Origin of the sequence: Halorubrum hochsteinianum (genome assembly GCF_023702125.1) — an archaeon.
GTDB lineage: Archaea > Halobacteriota > Halobacteria > Halobacteriales > Haloferacaceae > Halorubrum > Halorubrum hochsteinianum.
Genome location: NZ_CP098415.1, coordinates 704,520 through 719,991, shown reverse-complemented (window position 1 = coordinate 719,991; position 15,472 = coordinate 704,520). Strand labels below are relative to the sequence as shown.

At 70.3% G+C, this 15,472-nt stretch carries 15 protein-coding genes and 1 tRNA gene; 10 read left to right on the top strand and 6 right to left on the bottom strand.

Going from position 1 to position 15,472, the window contains the following annotated elements; genetic code table 11:
- Positions 1-130 precede the first annotated feature (130 nt).
- Entirely contained in the window at positions 131-1,507 is a 1,377-nt protein-coding gene (locus NAF06_RS03580) for a DUF4864 domain-containing protein (protein WP_008582174.1), read from the top strand.
- A 96-nt stretch (positions 1,508-1,603) separates the two neighbouring features.
- Complete coding sequence (ubaA, locus tag NAF06_RS03575; protein ID WP_008582172.1) at positions 1,604-2,416, top strand: SAMP-activating enzyme E1; 813 nt, start codon at positions 1,604-1,606, stop codon at positions 2,414-2,416.
- A gap of 64 nt (positions 2,417-2,480) precedes the next feature.
- Here the strand turns inward: ubaA and NAF06_RS03570 are convergent, their stop codons facing one another.
- On the bottom strand, positions 2,481-2,882 hold the full coding sequence (locus NAF06_RS03570; protein ID WP_006629575.1) for a DUF7577 domain-containing protein: 402 nt from the start codon (positions 2,880-2,882) through the stop codon (positions 2,481-2,483).
- A gap of 122 nt (positions 2,883-3,004) precedes the next feature.
- Between NAF06_RS03570 and NAF06_RS03565 the strand changes: the two genes are divergently transcribed.
- The 7 genes from NAF06_RS03565 (at position 3,005) to NAF06_RS03535 (ending at position 9,715) form a co-directional block, all read left to right on the top strand.
- The gene (locus NAF06_RS03565) at positions 3,005-3,385 is read left to right on the top strand and encodes a RidA family protein (protein ID WP_008582170.1); all 381 of its coding nucleotides are present in this window, start codon (positions 3,005-3,007) and stop codon (positions 3,383-3,385) included.
- A complete protein-coding gene (locus tag NAF06_RS03560) occupies positions 3,386-3,646 on the top strand; it encodes a DUF7981 family protein (RefSeq protein WP_008582168.1) in 261 nt (86 codons plus the stop codon). It abuts the gene before it with no gap.
- Positions 3,647-3,673: 27 nt separating this feature from the next.
- Positions 3,674-3,755, top strand: a tRNA-Ser gene (locus NAF06_RS03555).
- Between the two features lie 385 nt (positions 3,756-4,140).
- Entirely contained in the window at positions 4,141-4,635 is a 495-nt protein-coding gene (locus NAF06_RS03550) for a hypothetical protein (protein WP_008582165.1), read from the top strand.
- Between the two features lie 538 nt (positions 4,636-5,173).
- Complete coding sequence (locus NAF06_RS03545; protein ID WP_008582163.1) at positions 5,174-5,341, top strand: hypothetical protein; 168 nt, start codon at positions 5,174-5,176, stop codon at positions 5,339-5,341.
- 102 nt (positions 5,342-5,443) lie between these two features.
- Positions 5,444-8,041: a DNA topoisomerase I gene (locus NAF06_RS03540; RefSeq protein WP_008582161.1), complete on the top strand. Its 2,598-nt coding sequence runs from the start codon at positions 5,444-5,446 to the stop codon at positions 8,039-8,041.
- A 132-nt stretch (positions 8,042-8,173) separates the two neighbouring features.
- Positions 8,174-9,715, top strand: a complete 1,542-nt coding sequence (locus tag NAF06_RS03535; RefSeq protein WP_008582159.1) for a PAS domain-containing sensor histidine kinase — start codon at positions 8,174-8,176, stop codon at positions 9,713-9,715.
- 49 nt (positions 9,716-9,764) lie between these two features.
- Here the strand turns inward: NAF06_RS03535 and NAF06_RS03530 are convergent, their stop codons facing one another.
- From NAF06_RS03530 to NAF06_RS03510, 5 genes are all read right to left on the bottom strand, one after another.
- Positions 9,765-10,133: a DUF192 domain-containing protein gene (locus NAF06_RS03530; RefSeq protein WP_008582157.1), complete on the bottom strand. Its 369-nt coding sequence runs from the start codon at positions 10,131-10,133 to the stop codon at positions 9,765-9,767.
- A gap of 78 nt (positions 10,134-10,211) precedes the next feature.
- Entirely contained in the window at positions 10,212-10,466 is a 255-nt protein-coding gene (locus NAF06_RS03525; protein ID WP_006629582.1) for a glutaredoxin family protein, read from the bottom strand.
- Between the two features lie 307 nt (positions 10,467-10,773).
- Positions 10,774-12,420, bottom strand: coding sequence for a thermosome subunit beta (thsB, locus tag NAF06_RS03520; RefSeq protein WP_049908615.1), 1,647 nt, complete (start codon positions 12,418-12,420; stop codon positions 10,774-10,776).
- 262 nt (positions 12,421-12,682) lie between these two features.
- A complete protein-coding gene (locus tag NAF06_RS03515) occupies positions 12,683-13,234 on the bottom strand; it encodes a copper resistance protein CopD (protein ID WP_394294981.1) in 552 nt (183 codons plus the stop codon).
- A 30-nt stretch (positions 13,235-13,264) separates the two neighbouring features.
- A complete protein-coding gene (locus NAF06_RS03510; RefSeq protein ID WP_008582149.1) occupies positions 13,265-13,600 on the bottom strand; it encodes a hypothetical protein in 336 nt (111 codons plus the stop codon).
- Between the two features lie 232 nt (positions 13,601-13,832).
- Here NAF06_RS03510 and NAF06_RS03505 point away from each other — a divergent pair, with 232 nt between their 5' ends.
- Entirely contained in the window at positions 13,833-15,446 is a 1,614-nt protein-coding gene (locus NAF06_RS03505; RefSeq protein WP_008582147.1) for a BCCT family transporter, read from the top strand.
- The last annotated feature ends 26 nt before the right edge of the window (positions 15,447-15,472 follow it).

Sequence of the window (15,472 nt, the reverse complement as noted above, 5' to 3'; positions counted from 1 at the left end):
CGCCCCGCGGTCGACGACACCCGCTTTTATTCCGACTCGCTCTCCCCGCCCAGCCGCGGCACCGGATCCGCTCGACCCAAGAGCAAAGACAACGCGTCACATACTAACGGTACTACGTGGCGATCCACCGGTGACCGCGAGCAACCCCATCCCCCTCGACGAGTTCGCGACCGCGGTCGAGTCGCTCGACAGGGACGCGCTCGCGACGCTCGTCGGCGAGACGTACGCGGCGACCGCCGATGGCGCGACGGTCGACCCGCCCCGCGTCACGGTGTCGGACGGCGACCGGCGGACCGAGATTCTCGTCGTCGAGGCCGCTGCTGAGCCCCTGCCGGACGGGTCGGTCGACGCCGTCGCGGTCGCGGGCGGCTCCCGCGAGTCGCTCGACGGCGAACCCCTCGGCGACGGGGTCGAAGTCGTCACCCCGGCGGACCTCCGGGAGCGCCTCCTGTACGCCGTGCCGCCGACGGACGCGAACGCGCTCGCCGAGCGGGTCCTCGGCGTTCCGGTCCGCTCGACCGAGTACGACGACGTGGCGGCCGCGGGTTCGACGGCGGACGGGTCGACGGGCGACGAGGCGGCCGACGGAACGACGGCAGACGGGGTGGCCAGCGGTACGACAGCCGATGACCCGACGGACGAGAGGGTGACGACCGCCGGGGGAGCGACCGATGAAGCGACCGTCGGCGGAGCGACGGCCGGCGGAGCGGCGGCCGGCGACGCGGCGGGCCGAGACGCCCCCGGACCGCGGCCGCGTTCTCCCTCCCGAACCGACGCGGGGGGATCCGCCGACGCGGCGACGGAGCGGACGTACCCCCGGACCCTTCTCGCGGCGGTCGCGGTCGTCGCGCTCCTCGCCGCTGGCGTCGGGGGCGCGCTCGTCGGCACCGCCGTCGGGCCCGACGGACTGGGCGGGATCGCGGGCGTCGGCGGCGAGGAGTCGACCGAGCCGTCGCCGACGGGGTCGGACGCGGTCGGCTCGGACGACGCGAGCGACGGTGGGGGCGGAACGGGGGACGCCGACGGAGACGCCGGCGGCTCCGTGGGGAGCGTCGACGGCGAGCCGACGGACGGCCCGACCGACGAGGCCGCCAGGAACACCGCGCCCGTCCCCACCTGCGAGCGGTCGGCGCTTCAGGTCGTCCAGATCCAGCTGAACGCGCTTCGGTACGACGACAACGCGACGAACGACGGCGTGCGGACCCTGCGGGCGTTCGCGTCGCCGGAGAACCGGGCGGCCGTCGGCTCGGTGGACGACTACGCCGCGCTGTTCGAGACGGAGCGGTACGCGCCGATGCGCACGTACGACACCGCGGCGTACTCGGTGCCGGCGGTCGACGGCGGGACGGCCGAGGTCGAGGTCGTCACCCGCGAGGACGGCGACGTCACCGGGCGGTACGAGTTCCGGCTCGTACTCATCGACGGCGGGAGTCAGGGGACCGACGACGCCCTCGGCGACGTCGACGGCTGCTGGATGACCGACTCGGTGGCGGCGTCGACGGAGTGAGCGCGGCAGAATCGAGGACGGTGCCTGCGGCGGCGTCGACGAATTGGCCGACGCTCCGGGAACACGGTTATATCCGCGCCGGCACAGGTGACGCACATGAGCCTCTCTCTCGACGCGACCCAACTCGACCGCTACTCCAGACACGTCATCCTGGACGACGTCGGTCCCGAGGGACAGAAGCGGCTGCTCGACGGCCGCGTCCTCGTCGTGGGCGCGGGCGGGCTCGGCGCGCCCGCGATCCAGTACCTCGCGGCCGCCGGGGTCGGCACGATCGGGATCGTCGACGACGACGTCGTCGAGCGCTCGAACCTCCAGCGACAGGTGATCCACGGCGACGGCGACGTGGGGCGAAAGAAGGTGGACTCGGCCGCCGACTTCGTCGCCGACCTCAACCCCGATGTCGACGTGGAGAGACACGAGACCCGCCTCGACGCGAGCAACGCCCGCGAGCTGATCGCCGACCACGACGTGGTCGTCGACTGCTCGGACAACTTCGCCACCCGGTACGTGGTGAACGACGCCGCGCGGATCGAGGGGGTGCCCGTCTCCCACGGTGCCATCTACAAGTTCGAGGGGCAGGTGACGACGCTCTCGCCCGACGGCCCCTGCTACCGGTGTCTGTTCCCCGAGCCGCCGGAGCCGGGGACGGTGCCGGACTGCGCCAGCACCGGGGTCCTCGGGGTCCTCCCGGGGACCGTCGGCTGCCTCCAGGCGACGGAGGCGGTGAAGCTGCTCATCGGGGTGGGCGACCCGCTCGTCGGTCGGGTGCTGTTCTACGACGCGATGGACCTCTCGTTCGAGACGGTACCGTACGCGCGCAACCCGGACTGTCCGGTGTGCGGCGACGACGGCATCGACGCGCTCGACGGGATCGACTACGCGGCCGGCTGTCGGGTCGACGTCGCCTGACCGGTCTCGCTTCGAGCGCTCCGTTCCCGACTGCTCCCGCTTCGACCGCCCTTGTCTCGCCCGCTCACAGCGATCGGTCGGTCATCGCTGTCCCCGCCGTGACCCCGGCCTCCTCGTCGACGAACCCTGAGCGCGCGCACCACCGACAGTACTGGTAGCCGGCGCGGTTCTCGGCACCGCAGTGCCGGCAGACGACCGTCTCGCCGTCCGCGTCGAGCGGCGGCGGGTCGCGCGGCTCTCCCGCCTCGTCCGTCGTATCGGGGCCCGCGCCGGACGCGGTCGCGGGCGTCGAACCGGGATCGACCGGTCCTGCGTCGCGGTCGGCGTCGGACGACCGCGTCGCCGCCGAGCCGAACAGCTCCGCGATGTCGCGGTCGCGCCGGACGAGCACCCACATCACCGCGAGGTTGACCGCCGCCACGCCGACGAAGACCGCGGCGAGCGGCAGGAGCTGATCACCCGTCATACGTGTCGTGTTACCATTCGAAAGTCTTGTGTCTGACGGTGGTCCCGCTGGGCTGGCTTCGACCGGCCCCGCCCGGCTCGCTCCAGAGTACTCTTGAGGCCGCCGGGCGAAGTCGCACTCGCATGAAAGAGACCATCCACACGGACGACGCGCCGGCGGCGGTGGGCGCGTACAGTCAGGCGACGACCGACGGCGACCTCGTGTTCACGGCCGGGCAGATCCCGCTGACGCCCGACGGCGACTTACTCGACGACGCGTCGATCGCGGTCCAGACGGAGCGCGCGCTCGACAACCTCCTCGCGGTGCTGGAGGAGGCGGGCGCGTCGGCTGAGGACGTGCTCAAGACGACGGTGTTCCTCGACGACATCGACGACTTCGACGAGATGAACGAGACGTACGCCGGCTACTTCGACGAGTCCCCGCCGGCGCGCTCGGCGGTTCAGGCGGGCGCGCTGCCGAAGGGCGTCGGCGTCGAGATCGAGGCGGTCGCCGTCGTCGAGTAGATGGCCGACGGCGGCGAGGAGTCGGCGGTGACGCCCGGCGCGCCGGCCACCCCCCGTGCCAGAGCGCGGTCCGCGGCGCTGTGGGGAGCCGTCGGCGGCTTCGCGTTCCTCGCGCTCGCGCAGGGGTACCGGCTCCTCGGTTCCGGGTCGCTGCCGGTCGGCATCGGCGGGCAGGCGCTCGTCGCGTTCGCCGTCGCCGCGGCGTCGGCCGGTATCTCCTACGCCGCCGAGGCGCGACTGCGAGCGAAAAGAAGGACTTAACAGTCGCACCGGAATATCACCACGTGAGCCAGGATGGCCGAGTGGTAAGGCGCACGCCTGGAAAGCGTGTTCCCATCCGGGATCGGGGGTTCAAATCCCTCTCCTGGCGTTTCTGTCGACGCCGACTACGAGCGAGGAGCGCCGGCGACGAGCGAGTCCGGCGTCGACGAACCGAGACCAAGGGATTTGAACCCTATCAGTCGCGCGCAGTGAGCGGTGCGAGGTGCGAGCGAAGCGAGCACCTCGGTGGGCGAGCGGCGAAGCCGCGAGCCGCGAACGAGCACGTCTGATTTAGGTTCAAATCCCCCTCCTGGCGTTTCTGTCGACGCCGACTACGAGCGAGGAGCGTCAGCGACGAGCGAGTCCGGAATTACCGAGCCTATGTAGCGCGAGGATTCTGCCACCATAGGGATCTATATGCTTACTTTTTTGTTCTGTACTGATTTCGGTGAGAAAATATAAATGAATATATTAAAAATAGATCTGTCGTTCAGATGGTCCCCAAGGTATCTACTGAACGCCGTACGCTCCTCCTCAGCCTCAGCGGTACCGGTCTAGCCAGTTTCGCTGGCTGTACCGACCTCCGCGGTGATTCCACGGAGAGCGACAACGATCCAACAATCGTCGACACGATCGAGATCGCGAACGGGCAGGACGTTCCGCGAACGTTCGACGTCGTTCTGCGGTCCACCGAGAGCGTACTCTACTGGGATTCCTTCGAGCTCGATGCGACTGAAGGCACTGAGGCCGATGTGGATCTCGTCGACGGTCCATTCGGGAACGGTGACGAGCCGTTGTGGCTGGACGTGAAAGCGGGGTATCCCGATGACGGTCCCGACTCGGCCGAAGACGAGACCGTCGTCACCCAGCCTCTCGGTGAGGAGTACAGCGGCTGCATCTATGTGGTGGTCTTCGCACCAATTGATGGTGGGGTCTTGTTCCGCGTTGACCCTGCTGACGAGATCGTATCCAGAGACACTCGCTGTTGAAATTCGCTGGCAGATTTTTGTTAGGCGTCTATAACTACCCAATCGCGGACCGACGGCAGGTGTCTCCGAAGCCCCAGCCACTCGGCCGTACGATGTAGGAGGTGTTTATAAACCGCCGATCGGCACAGAGACCGTCGAAGCCCCAGCCGCGAGGCGGGCAGACGCTCGTTGTGCTCCTCGTCGCTCGTTTCACTCCCTCCTGCGGTGCTTACGTCGCCTCTGCCCGCCTCGCGGCTGCCCCTTCGAGTCCCGCCCAGCACCGAACCGCACCTCACCTCTCCCCAGCCTCGTCGCTCGCTCCGGGCTCCCGACGGTCGCCCGGCCGCTCGCGACTCCCTCGCGCGTGCTGTCTCGCGGCCGCCTCCGGCGGCCGCTCGCAGGCACGCGCCACCGCATCCTCTGTTTACAACCGATTGACGTTGCCGCTCGCCGGCATTTAAACCCTCTCCGCTGGTCGTCTATCTGCCCGTTTTCTCGCCGACTCGTCCGCACACCGACACAAGATTCATATGTGTGGGTATAGTTGACACGGGTGACGATGCCAGACACGAAATCGGGCCGCGAGCGGAAAGGGAGGAACAAGCGCCGCCAACTCGAGAACCACCTCGCACGGCGCGAACTCAACGCGGACGACGAACCGCCGGAACCGTACGCGGAGCCCACGGACGCGGAGTTCCTCGCGGAATCCGACGACGCGGCCCGGTGACGGTCGCGCGCCGACCCGCCTTTTGAGGCCCTTCGACCCCGCGCCTGCCGCCAATCTCGCGTCGCGAAAGCTTTAGACCCGGCAGCGGCGTATCTCGGCGCAATGAGTCGCGGCCCCGAGCTGATAATCACGGAGAAGGACAACGCGGCGCGGCGCATCGCCGACATCCTGAGCGGCGAGTCCGCGACCGCGGAGCGGACCAACGACGTCAACGTCTACGAGTGGGGCGGCAAGCGGTGCATCGGCCTCTCCGGCCACGTCGTCGGCGTCGACTTCCCCGCCGAGTACAACGACTGGCGCGACGTCGAGCCGGTCGAGCTGATCGACGCGCCCGTCACGAAGACGCCCACGCAGGAGGGGATCGTCGCCGCGCTCCGGCGGCTCGCCCGCAACGCCTCCCGCGTCGTCATCGCGACCGACTACGACCGCGAGGGCGAGCTGATCGGCAAGGAGGCGTACGAGCTGGTGCGCGAGGTGAACGAGGACGCCCCCGTCGACCGCGTGCGCTTCTCTTCGATCACCGAAAACGAGGTGCAGGAGGCGTTCGCGAACCCCGACGAGCTCGACTTCGAGCTCGCGGCCGCCGGCGAGGCCCGCCAGACCATCGACCTCACGTGGGGCGCGGCGCTCACCCGCTTCCTCTCCTTATCGGCCCGCCAGCTCGGCGACGACTTCATCTCCGTCGGCCGGGTCCAGGGCCCGACGCTCAAGCTCATCGTCGACCGCGAGCGCGAGATACAGGCGTTCGATCCGGAGCCCTACTGGGAGCTCACCGGCGAGCTGGCGAAGTCCGGCGGCGACCCCTTCGAGGCGCGCTACTTCTACCTGAACGACGAGGGCAACGAGCGCGAGCGCGTCTGGGACGAGGGCGTCGCCGAGACGCTCACCGAGGCGCTCGACGCCGCCGACGGGGCGAACGTCGACGACGTGACGCGACGGACCCAGACCGACGACCCGCCGACGCCGTTCAACACCACGGCGTTCATCCGCGCGGCGGGCTCGCTCGGCTACTCCGCGCAGCGCGCCATGTCGCTCGCGGAGGACCTCTACACCGCGGGCTACGTCACTTACCCCCGGACCGACAACACGGTGTACCCCGACGACTTGGAGCCCGAGGAGCTGATAGCCGACCTCGCGGAGTCGTCGACGTTCGGGACCGACGCCACGAGCCTGATCGACGACGACCGCGAGATCGAGCCGACCGAGGGCGACGAGGAGACGACGGACCACCCCCCGATCCACCCGACCGGCGAGCTCCCCTCGGCCTCGGACCTCTCCGACGACGAGTGGGAGGTGTACGAGCTGATCGTCCGCCGCTTCCTCGCGACCTGCGCCGACCCGGCGACGTGGGAGCGGCTGCGGGTCGTCGCGCTCGCGAACGGCGAGGCGACCCCCATCGCCGAGCGCGCGGACGGGCTCGCCGCGCTGCGGAATCCGGACGACGCGGCGAAGCCCGCGGACCTCGTCGCCGACGGCGGACTGCGGCTGAAGGCCAACGGCAAGCGGCTGCTGGAGGCGGGGTACCACGAGGTGTACCCGTACCGCTCCAGCGACGAGCGGATCGTCCCGGACGTGGAGGTCGGCGAGACGCTGTCGCTGTCGGACCGCGCCACCGAGGGGAAAGAGACCCAGCCGCCCCGCCGCTACGGCCAGTCCCGGCTCATCGAGGAGATGGAGAAGCGGCAGCTGGGGACGAAGGCGACCCGCCACCGCACGATAGAGAAGCTGTACGACCGCAACTACGTCGAGAGCGACCCGCCGCGGCCGACGCGGCTCGCGGAGGCGGTCGTCGAGGCGGCGGAGGAGTTCGCCGACCGGATCGTGAGCGAGGAGATGACCGCCCAGCTCGAACGGGACATGGCGGCCATCGCGGCCGGCGAGAGGGAGTACGAGGACGTGACCGAGGCCTCTCGCGAGCTGCTTTCGAGCGTGTTCGACGACCTCACCGAGTCGCGCGAGACGGTCGGCGACCACCTCCAGAACTCCCTGAAGGCGGACAAGACGCTCGGTCCCTGTCCGGAGTGCGGCTCGGACCTCCTCGTCCGGAAGTCGCGACAGGGGTCGTACTTCGTCGGCTGCGACGGCTACCCCGACTGCGAGTACACCCTCCCGCTTCCCTCGACCGGCAAGCCGCTCATCCTCGACGAGACCTGCGAGGACCACGACCTCCGGCACGTGAAGATGCTCGCCGGCCGGAAGACGTTCGTCCACGGCTGCCCGCAGTGTAAGGCCGACGAGGCGGACGAGCAGGAGGACGAGGTGATCGGGGTCTGTCCGGAGTGCGGGGAGGAACACGGGGGCGAGTTGGCCATCAAGCGGCTCCGCTCCGGCTCCCGGCTCGTCGGCTGTACGCGCTACCCCGACTGCGACTACTCGCTGCCGCTCCCGCGGCGCGGCGAGATCGAGGTCACAGACGAGCGCTGCGAGGAGCACGACCTCCCGCACCTCCGGGTCCACTCCGGCGACGAGCCGTGGGAGCTGGGCTGTCCGATCTGTAACTACCGCGAGTTCACGGCCCGGCAGGAGGGGTCGGAGCTTCAGGCGGTCGAAGGGATCGGCGAGAAGACGGCGGAGAAGCTGAAAGACGCCGGCATCGACGGCGTCGACGAGCTCAAGTCGGCCGACCCGGACGACCTCGCGGCCGATGTCGACGGCGTGGGCGCGGACACCGTCCGCGACTGGCAGGTGAAGGCGGACTGACCGGTCTCCGGTCGAGAGCCGACGGGCGTCCCGGCCGACGATCGACGCGCGTCTCGGCCCGCACCCCTCCCGGGTCGCCGCGACCCATAAATCAATAAACACATATGCGCGGAGTGTCTCGGTAACCGACAGATGGGAGACCGCGACGGGGACCCGCCGACCGACGACCGGCCGTCGTCGAGCGGGGCCGCCGACCCGACCGGGACCGTCGACGCGACCGGGGTCCTCCGGGCGTTCGTCGAGGCGGTCCCGACCGCAACGCTCGTGTGCGACCCCGACACGCTGGCGATCCGCGCCGCGAACCCCGCCGCGGCCGACCTCCTCGGCCACGACCGCGGCACGCTGACGCTGATGGGCCTCCCGGACGTGGGCGAGACCGACCGCACCGTCGCCGGGGAGCCGGTCTCGGAGGTCGCGGCCCGGGCTTCGAACGCCGGGGGGTCCGCCCCCGACGACGCCCGGACCGAGCGGTTCGAGTGGGACGTCCGGATCGGCGACCCCGGACTCCGGGTCGACGCGGCGCTCCACACGGCGACGATCGCCGGCGGCGAGTGGCTCGTCGTCGGGTTCTCGGACGCGACCGCGCGCGTCGCGGCGGCGAACGAGCGCGACGCCGAGCGGCGGCTGGTCGACGCGCTCGCCGGGACCGTCCCGCTCGCGCTGTTCCGGTGTACCGAGGAGGGGACGCTCTCGCGGTGGAACGGCCGGCTGGCGTCCGACTCCGGCTACGAGCCGGCGGCGCTGTCCGGGACGGCGCTCACGTCGCTGTTCGACGAGGCGACGCGCGACGCCGTCAGCGAGGCGCTCTCACGGGTGTACCGCGACGCCGACCCCGCCGCCTGCGAGGCGCGGCTGCTCACCCGCTCCGGCGAGCGCGTCCCCTACCGGCTCTCTATCGGCCCCGTCACCGACGGCGACCGGGTCGTCGGCGCGGTCGGCGTCGGCGAGGACGTCACCGAGGCGTCGCTGCGAGAGGAGCGGCTCGCGGTGCTGACGCGCGTGTTGCGCCACAACTTCCGGAACGACCTCAACGTGGTCACGGGCTTCACCGCCCGCGCCATCGAGTCGATCGACGACCCGGACCTCACCGCCGAACTGCGGCGGGTCGTCGACACCGCCGAGCGGCTGTTGCGCCTCGGCGAGACGTCCCGGAAGGTGGAACGGCTGCTCTCGCAGCGGCCCTCGCCGCGCCCCGTCACGCTCGCCCCCGCGGTCGACGCCGCGCTCGAATCGCTCGACCCGGCGATCCACGACCGGGCCGCCGTCGAGGTCGACGTCCCCGAGGGGCTCGTCGTCTCCGCCGTCTCGTTCCTCCCCGAGGCGATCACCGAACTCGTCGACAACGCGATCCGTCACAACGACGCCGACGAACCGCGAGTCCGGGTCTCGGCCGCGGAACTGCCGAGCGAGTCGTGGGTCTCGCTCGTCGTCGCCGACGACGGGCCGGGGATCCCGCCGGCCGAGCGCGCCGTCCTCACCGGCGAGGAGACGCCGCTCGAACACGCGAGCGGGCTGGGCCTCTGGTACGTGAACTGGATCGTCACCGCTGGCGGCGGGACGCTCGACATCGCCGAGAGCAAGGCCGGCGGGAGCCGGGTCGAACTGTCGCTGCGGGCCGCGGAGGGCCCGCCGTCAGACGACGACCTGTTCAGCCCGAACGAGCGCGACGCCTGACGCGCTCCGCCGCCCCGCTCGCGGCCGGAGCGCCCGACCGGTCGCGGGCTCAGTCGACGAGCCGCAGTTCGTCGCCGACGCTCACCGACTCCGCCGCGCCCGCGGGGAGTTCGACGACGGTGTCGGCGCGACCGCGGCCCAGCCCGACGAACGGCGCGAGCCGCTTTTTCGCCGCGACCTCGCCGTCGACGAGCCACACCGCGTCGATGGCGAACGGCACGAACAGCATGTGGAGCCACTGCGTGTCGGCCTCGTCGAACGGGAACACGAGGGCGTAGTCGTCCGGGATCGACCGGCGGAACATCAGCCCCCGCGCCTGTTCGAGCGTCGAGCGCGCGACGTCGACGTCGCTCGCGAGGACGGTCTCCGACGGGTCGGTCGCCGCGGCGGGACGGTGATGGAGTCGCACGCCGGACACCTCACCCCCGCCGAATAAATAGCCTCTCGTTCGGTCGACGCCGCGTCCGTCGACCGCGCTTCCCGCGTGACCGGCCGCTTAGCTCGCGTTGCCGTACGTCTCTTCGAGGTACTCGACGATGTCGTCGCTCTCCGGCATCCCCTCGACCCCGTGCTCCTCGTCGACGAGGACCGGCACGCCCGTCTGTCCGGAGACCTCCTCGACCTCGGTGCGCTCGCTGTGCGAGCGCGGCACCATCACCGAGTCGTACTCCAGACCGAGGTCAGAGAGCTTCGTCTTCACCTTCGCGCAGTACGGACAGCCCTCCAGCTCGTAGAGTGTCAGGTTCGTCATCGCCGATCCGTACGGTCCGGATCCGTAAAGAGGTGCGGCCGCGGATGCGCGCGCCGCGCACGGACGGTCCCGGAGACCGGATCTCTCCGGTCCGGTCGGAGCGCATCGTCCCGGTCGAGTCGCTCGGTCCGACGTGGCGGCCGCTGTCGACCGTCGCGTGAAACGGGGGAAAACAGAGCGTGTGAACGGCGGTAATTATCGAGCGGTCGTCGCTGCGGCGGTCGGGGCGGGTTCGGTCGGAACCTCGCTTACATCGACTGCGTCAGGCGGGGCCTGACGGTCTATGGAAATCTGTCTCCGACAGATTTCACATAGCGCCGCCCATGCCGCCCATGCCGCCCATGCCGCCGCCGGGGGCACCGCCCTCGTCGCCGTCGCCGGCGGTCGAGAGGTCGCCCGCCGAGATGATGTCGTCGATTTTCAGCACGAGGTTCGCGGCCTCGGCCGCGGAGGCGATCGCCTGCTCCTTGGCGTGGGCCGTCTCGACGACGCCCGCCTCGGCCGTGTCGACGACCTCGCCGGCGAACACGTCGAGCCCGGCGTGCTCGTCGCCGGCCTCGTGGGCCGCGCGCAGGTCGACCAGCAGGTCGATCGCGTCGAGGCCCGCGTTCTCGGCGAGCACGCGCGGGATCAGCTCCAGCGAGTCCGCGAACGCCTCGACCGCGAGCTGCTCGCGACCCTCGACGGAGTCGGCGTAGTCGCGCAGCCGGCGCGCGATCTCGACCTCGACCGCGCCGCCGCCGGGCAGGGTCCGCCCGTCGGAGACGGTCGTCGAGACCACGTCGATCGCGTCCTGAATGCCGCGTTCGAGCTCGTCGACGACGTGCTCGGTGGTACCGTACAGGAGGAGCGTGACGCCGTGGGCGTCCTCGCCCTCGACGTAGAACAGCTCCTCGTCCGCGTCGCGCTCGACCGAGCCGACCGCGAGGTCGTCGGCGGAAAGCGAGTCGAGGTCCGTGACGATCGGCGCGTCGAGGACGTTCTTCAGGAAGGTCAGGTCGGACTTCTTCGTCCGCCGGACCGCCAGAATTCCCTCCTTCGCGAGGTAGTGCTGCGCGAGGTCGTCGATCCCCTTCTGACAGAAGACGACGTCAGCGCCGGACTCGACGATCGTGTCGACCTTCTCGCGGAGCTGCTCCTCCTCCTGATCGAGGAACTTCTGGAGCTGGTCCGGGGAGTCGACGTTGACGGAGGTGTCGACGTCGGCCTCCTCGACCTCGATGGGGTCGTTGAGGAGCAGGACGTTGGCCGACTCGAAGTCGGTCGGCATGTCCTCGTGGACCGGGTCCTTGTCGATCGCCGCGCCGGTGAGCAGGCGGGACTCGCTCGCCGCGCGACCGGTGCGCGTCTCGATGTTGAGGTTCGCCAGGTCGACCACGTGGGAGCCGTCGTCGGCCGCGACGGTGACGCCCTGTACCGCGCGGACGACGAGGTCGGCGAGCACGTCCTTGTCCAGCTCAGCGCCCTTGCCGGTCATCGACGTCTCGGCGACGTTCCGGAGGGTCTCCGTGTCCTCGGGGTCGACGGCGGTGGCGACCTCGTCGACCTGCTCGCGGGCGTACTCGCTCGCGAGGTTGAATCCCTTGATCACCGCGGTCGGGTGGATGTCCTGTTCGAGGAGGTCCTCGGCGTTTTTCAGCAGCTCGCCCGCGATGGCGACCGCGCTGGTCGTCCCGTCGCCGGCCTCGTCCTCCTGGGTCTCGGCGACTTCCACGACCATCTCGGCGGTCGGGTTGTCGATGTCCATCGTCTGGAGGATGGTGACGCCGTCGTTGGTGATGGTCACGTCGCCCATCGAGTCGACGAGCATCTTGTCCATCCCCTTCGGTCCGAGCGTCGAGCGGACGGATTCGGCGACGCCGCGCGCCGCGGAGATGTTGTACTCCTGTGCGTCCTTGTCCTGGACGCGCTGGGCGTCCTCGCCCATAATGATCATCGGCTGGCCCTGCTGCATTCGCTGACTCATACAGCGTTTGATTGATTGTGATTCTATATAAACTTCTCGGTGAGCGGCGAACGGATGCGAGCGATCGCCGCCGAGGGTTGCCGTCGAAAACCGCACTACAACGCGGCCGTCGTCGCCTATCCGTGTGGAGAGTTACCATTGAACTTTGTCCGGCAGCGACGGCCGGTTCGAGGTCGTTTATATAGGAACGGCTCGGTTCGACGCTCTCGGTCGCTCCCGAGTCGTCTCGGCCCTCTCGGTCGCCCCAGCCTCACCCCGGCAGCCCGCCGGCCAAGAGCGCGGCGTCGACGAGCAGCAGGACGGCCAGAGCCGCGCTCGCCAGCAGGTAGGGGCGCGCGACGGTCGCCAACCGGGCGGCCTCCGGCGCGTTCCCGGCACCGCCGAGCGCCTCGGTCGGGAACCCCTCGGCCATGTACGTCCCCCACCCCACGTCGGGGTCGATCTCCCGACGCATTCGGAGGACTCCCAACTCGACAAGTCCGTTCATGACCCCCCACAGCGACAGCATCGCGAGGACCGCCCACCCCCGCGACGTGCCGGTCAGAAGCTCCAGCGGCCGGTAGAGCAGCCAGATGAGGTACGCCCCGGTGAGCGGCAGCGCGACGCCGGTCCAGCGCGTGACCATGAGGAGGCGGTGCGCGGCGTCGGCGAACGACTCCCGCGACAGCGCACCCTCTCGCGCCCGCGGGAGGACCGCGTAGACGACGAACAGGACGGCCCCGGTCCAGAAGGCCCCCGACAGCACGTGCGCGGCGTAGGCGGCGGTTCGGATCACGTCACGCCCTGCGTCCGACGGCCCCATAAATCCCCGACGCGAGTCCCGCCGCCCCGGTCACGGCAGCGACAGCGTCCCCTCGTACCGGTGCGTGCCGTCGACGGTCTCGCGGTACTCGTAGGCCTCCGGCGGCTCGACCCCCCACTCGCGGAGCCGCTCGTCGATCCCGTCGACGTACGTGGCGAGGAACGAGCCGCGGTCGCGGAGGGTCGGCGGCGCTCGCGCGTGTTCCGTCTCGAACCGACACAGGGCGGTCTGGCCGTCCCCGTTCGCGGTTATGCGGACCCGCAGGTCCGACCGGAGCCGTTCCCGGACCGCCGGCGGGTCCCCGCGGAGGTGGCCCTCGCCGAACGCGTCGACCGCGGCCAGCGCCTCGTTCGGGACGTGGTTCACGCCGCGGAGTACGCTCCGGCGACAGGAGTCACTTGCCCCGGGTCCACACGCTCGGACGCGACTCGCCCCGGGTCCACACGCTCGGACGCGACTCGCCCCGGGTCAGCCCGCTCGGACGGCGGCGTATTTATACTCGAATATTCGGCGTCAACCTCTCCCGTAATATCGGATTCAACGGGTTCAGAAACAGGTTTAAGCGGATCGCGCCCCACCGATCGGTAGACGCCCATTTATGAGTGAACGCTCCGTCGTCGAGTCGATACGCTCGTTCCGCGCCGAGGTCGATCCCGTCCCGTTCGCCGTCGGGTCGCTCGTCACGTTCGCCTTCCTCGCGTACACCGTGGCCGACACCGACGGCGCGGCGGCCGCCATCGACGCCGCGTTCGTGAGGTTCGGTCAGGGGCTCGCGTGGCTGTACCTCGGATCGGTCCTCGCGCTGGTGCTCGCGGCCGGCTACCTCCTCGTCGGGAAGTACGGGCGCGTCCGCCTCGGCGACGGCGACCCGGAGTACGGGACGCTCTCGTACGTCGCGATGTTCTTCTCCGCCGGGCTCTCGGCGGGGATCGTGTTCTTCGGCCCCGTCGAGGCGCTGCTCCACTACCAGACCGTCCCGCCGCTGTTCGCGGGGGAGGTCGCCGCGGAGTCGAGCGCGGCGGCGGTGCCGGCGGTCGCGTACACGGTCTTCCACTACGGGATCAGCGCGTGGGGCGGGTACCTCGCGATCGGCCTCCCGGTCGCGTACTTCGCGTACCGCCACGACGCGCCGTTCCGCGTCTCAACCGCCCTGTACCCGCTCCTCGGTCCGGACGGACTCGACGGCGTCGTCGCCCGGACGGTCGACACGCTCGCGGTCGTCGCCACCATCGGCGGGATCGCGACGGGGCTCGGGTTCATCGCCACGCAGCTGCTCACCGGCGTGACGTACCGGACCGGCGTCTCGTTCGGCGACGCCGAGACCGTCGCGGTCATCGTCGGTATCACCCTCCTGTTCACGCTGTCGCTCGTCGCGGGCGTCAGCCGCGGTATCAGGCGGCTCTCCGTGTTCAACGTCGGCGTCATGGCGCTCCTCTTCGGCGTGGCGCTCGTCGCCGGCCCGACGACGGACGTGCTGAACGTCGGCGTGGCGGCGCTCGGCACGTACGCGACCTCATTCTTCGAGATGAGCCTGTTCACCGGGAGCGGCGTCGAGAACGGTCCCGGCTGGACCGCGGCGTGGACCGTCTTCTACTGGTCGTGGTGGATCGCGTGGGCCCCGTTCGTCGGGCTGTTCCTCGCCCGGATCTCCCGCGGGCGGACGATCCGGTCGGTCGTCGGGACCGCGTTCGGCACGATGACCGCGGTCTCCGCGCTGTGGTTCACCGTCATCGGCGGCACGTCAATCCGGCTCCAGGACTCCGGGGCGGTCGACGTGCTCGGCGCTGTCGGCGAGTTCGGCGACGGCGTCTCCGGGTACGTCATCTTCGGGGCCTTCCCCGGCGGAGAGCTGTGGCAGCTCCTGTTCCTCGTGTTGGTGACGACTTTCTTCGTCACCTCGGCCGACTCCTCGACGCTCGCCGTCGGCATGCTCACCACCGGCGGCAGCCGGGAACCGTCGGGCGCGAACCGCGTGTTCTGGGGAGTTCTCCAGGGCGCTATCGCGTCGGTGTTGGTGGTCGTCGGCGGCGCGACGGCGCTCCGCTCGTCGGTGATCGTCACCGGCGCTCCCTTCGCGGTCGTCTGCCTCGTCGCGATGGGCGGGTTCCTCCGGTGGCTGTCGCGGGCGGAGGACCCCGCGCCCGCCGCCGAGTCCGCCCAGTCGTCGGAGTCCGCGCGGTCGCCGACGGCCGGGGTCGCCGAGGACGACTGAGCGGCGATCGCCCGCCGCGCGGGACC

Bases quoted from the DNA above. Each gene is read 5' to 3' on its own strand.
- thsB (WP_049908615.1), bottom strand. From the start codon at position 12,420: ATGCAGCAGGGCCAGCCGATGATCATTATGGGCGAGGACGCCCAGCGC.
- NAF06_RS03505 (WP_008582147.1), top strand. From the start codon at position 13,833: ATGAGTGAACGCTCCGTCGTCGAGTCGATACGCTCGTTCCGCGCCGAG.
- NAF06_RS03515 (WP_394294981.1), bottom strand. From the start codon at position 13,234: ATGGGGCCGTCGGACGCAGGGCGTGACGTGATCCGAACCGCCGCCTAC.
- NAF06_RS03565 (WP_008582170.1), top strand. From the start codon at position 3,005: ATGAAAGAGACCATCCACACGGACGACGCGCCGGCGGCGGTGGGCGCG.
- NAF06_RS03560 (WP_008582168.1), top strand. From the start codon at position 3,386: ATGGCCGACGGCGGCGAGGAGTCGGCGGTGACGCCCGGCGCGCCGGCC.
- NAF06_RS03535 (WP_008582159.1), top strand. From the start codon at position 8,174: ATGGGAGACCGCGACGGGGACCCGCCGACCGACGACCGGCCGTCGTCG.
- NAF06_RS03540 (WP_008582161.1), top strand. From the start codon at position 5,444: ATGAGTCGCGGCCCCGAGCTGATAATCACGGAGAAGGACAACGCGGCG.
- NAF06_RS03525 (WP_006629582.1), bottom strand. From the start codon at position 10,466: ATGACGAACCTGACACTCTACGAGCTGGAGGGCTGTCCGTACTGCGCG.
- NAF06_RS03550 (WP_008582165.1), top strand. From the start codon at position 4,141: ATGGTCCCCAAGGTATCTACTGAACGCCGTACGCTCCTCCTCAGCCTC.
- NAF06_RS03545 (WP_008582163.1), top strand. From the start codon at position 5,174: ATGCCAGACACGAAATCGGGCCGCGAGCGGAAAGGGAGGAACAAGCGC.
- NAF06_RS03570 (WP_006629575.1), bottom strand. From the start codon at position 2,882: ATGACGGGTGATCAGCTCCTGCCGCTCGCCGCGGTCTTCGTCGGCGTG.
- ubaA (WP_008582172.1), top strand. From the start codon at position 1,604: ATGAGCCTCTCTCTCGACGCGACCCAACTCGACCGCTACTCCAGACAC.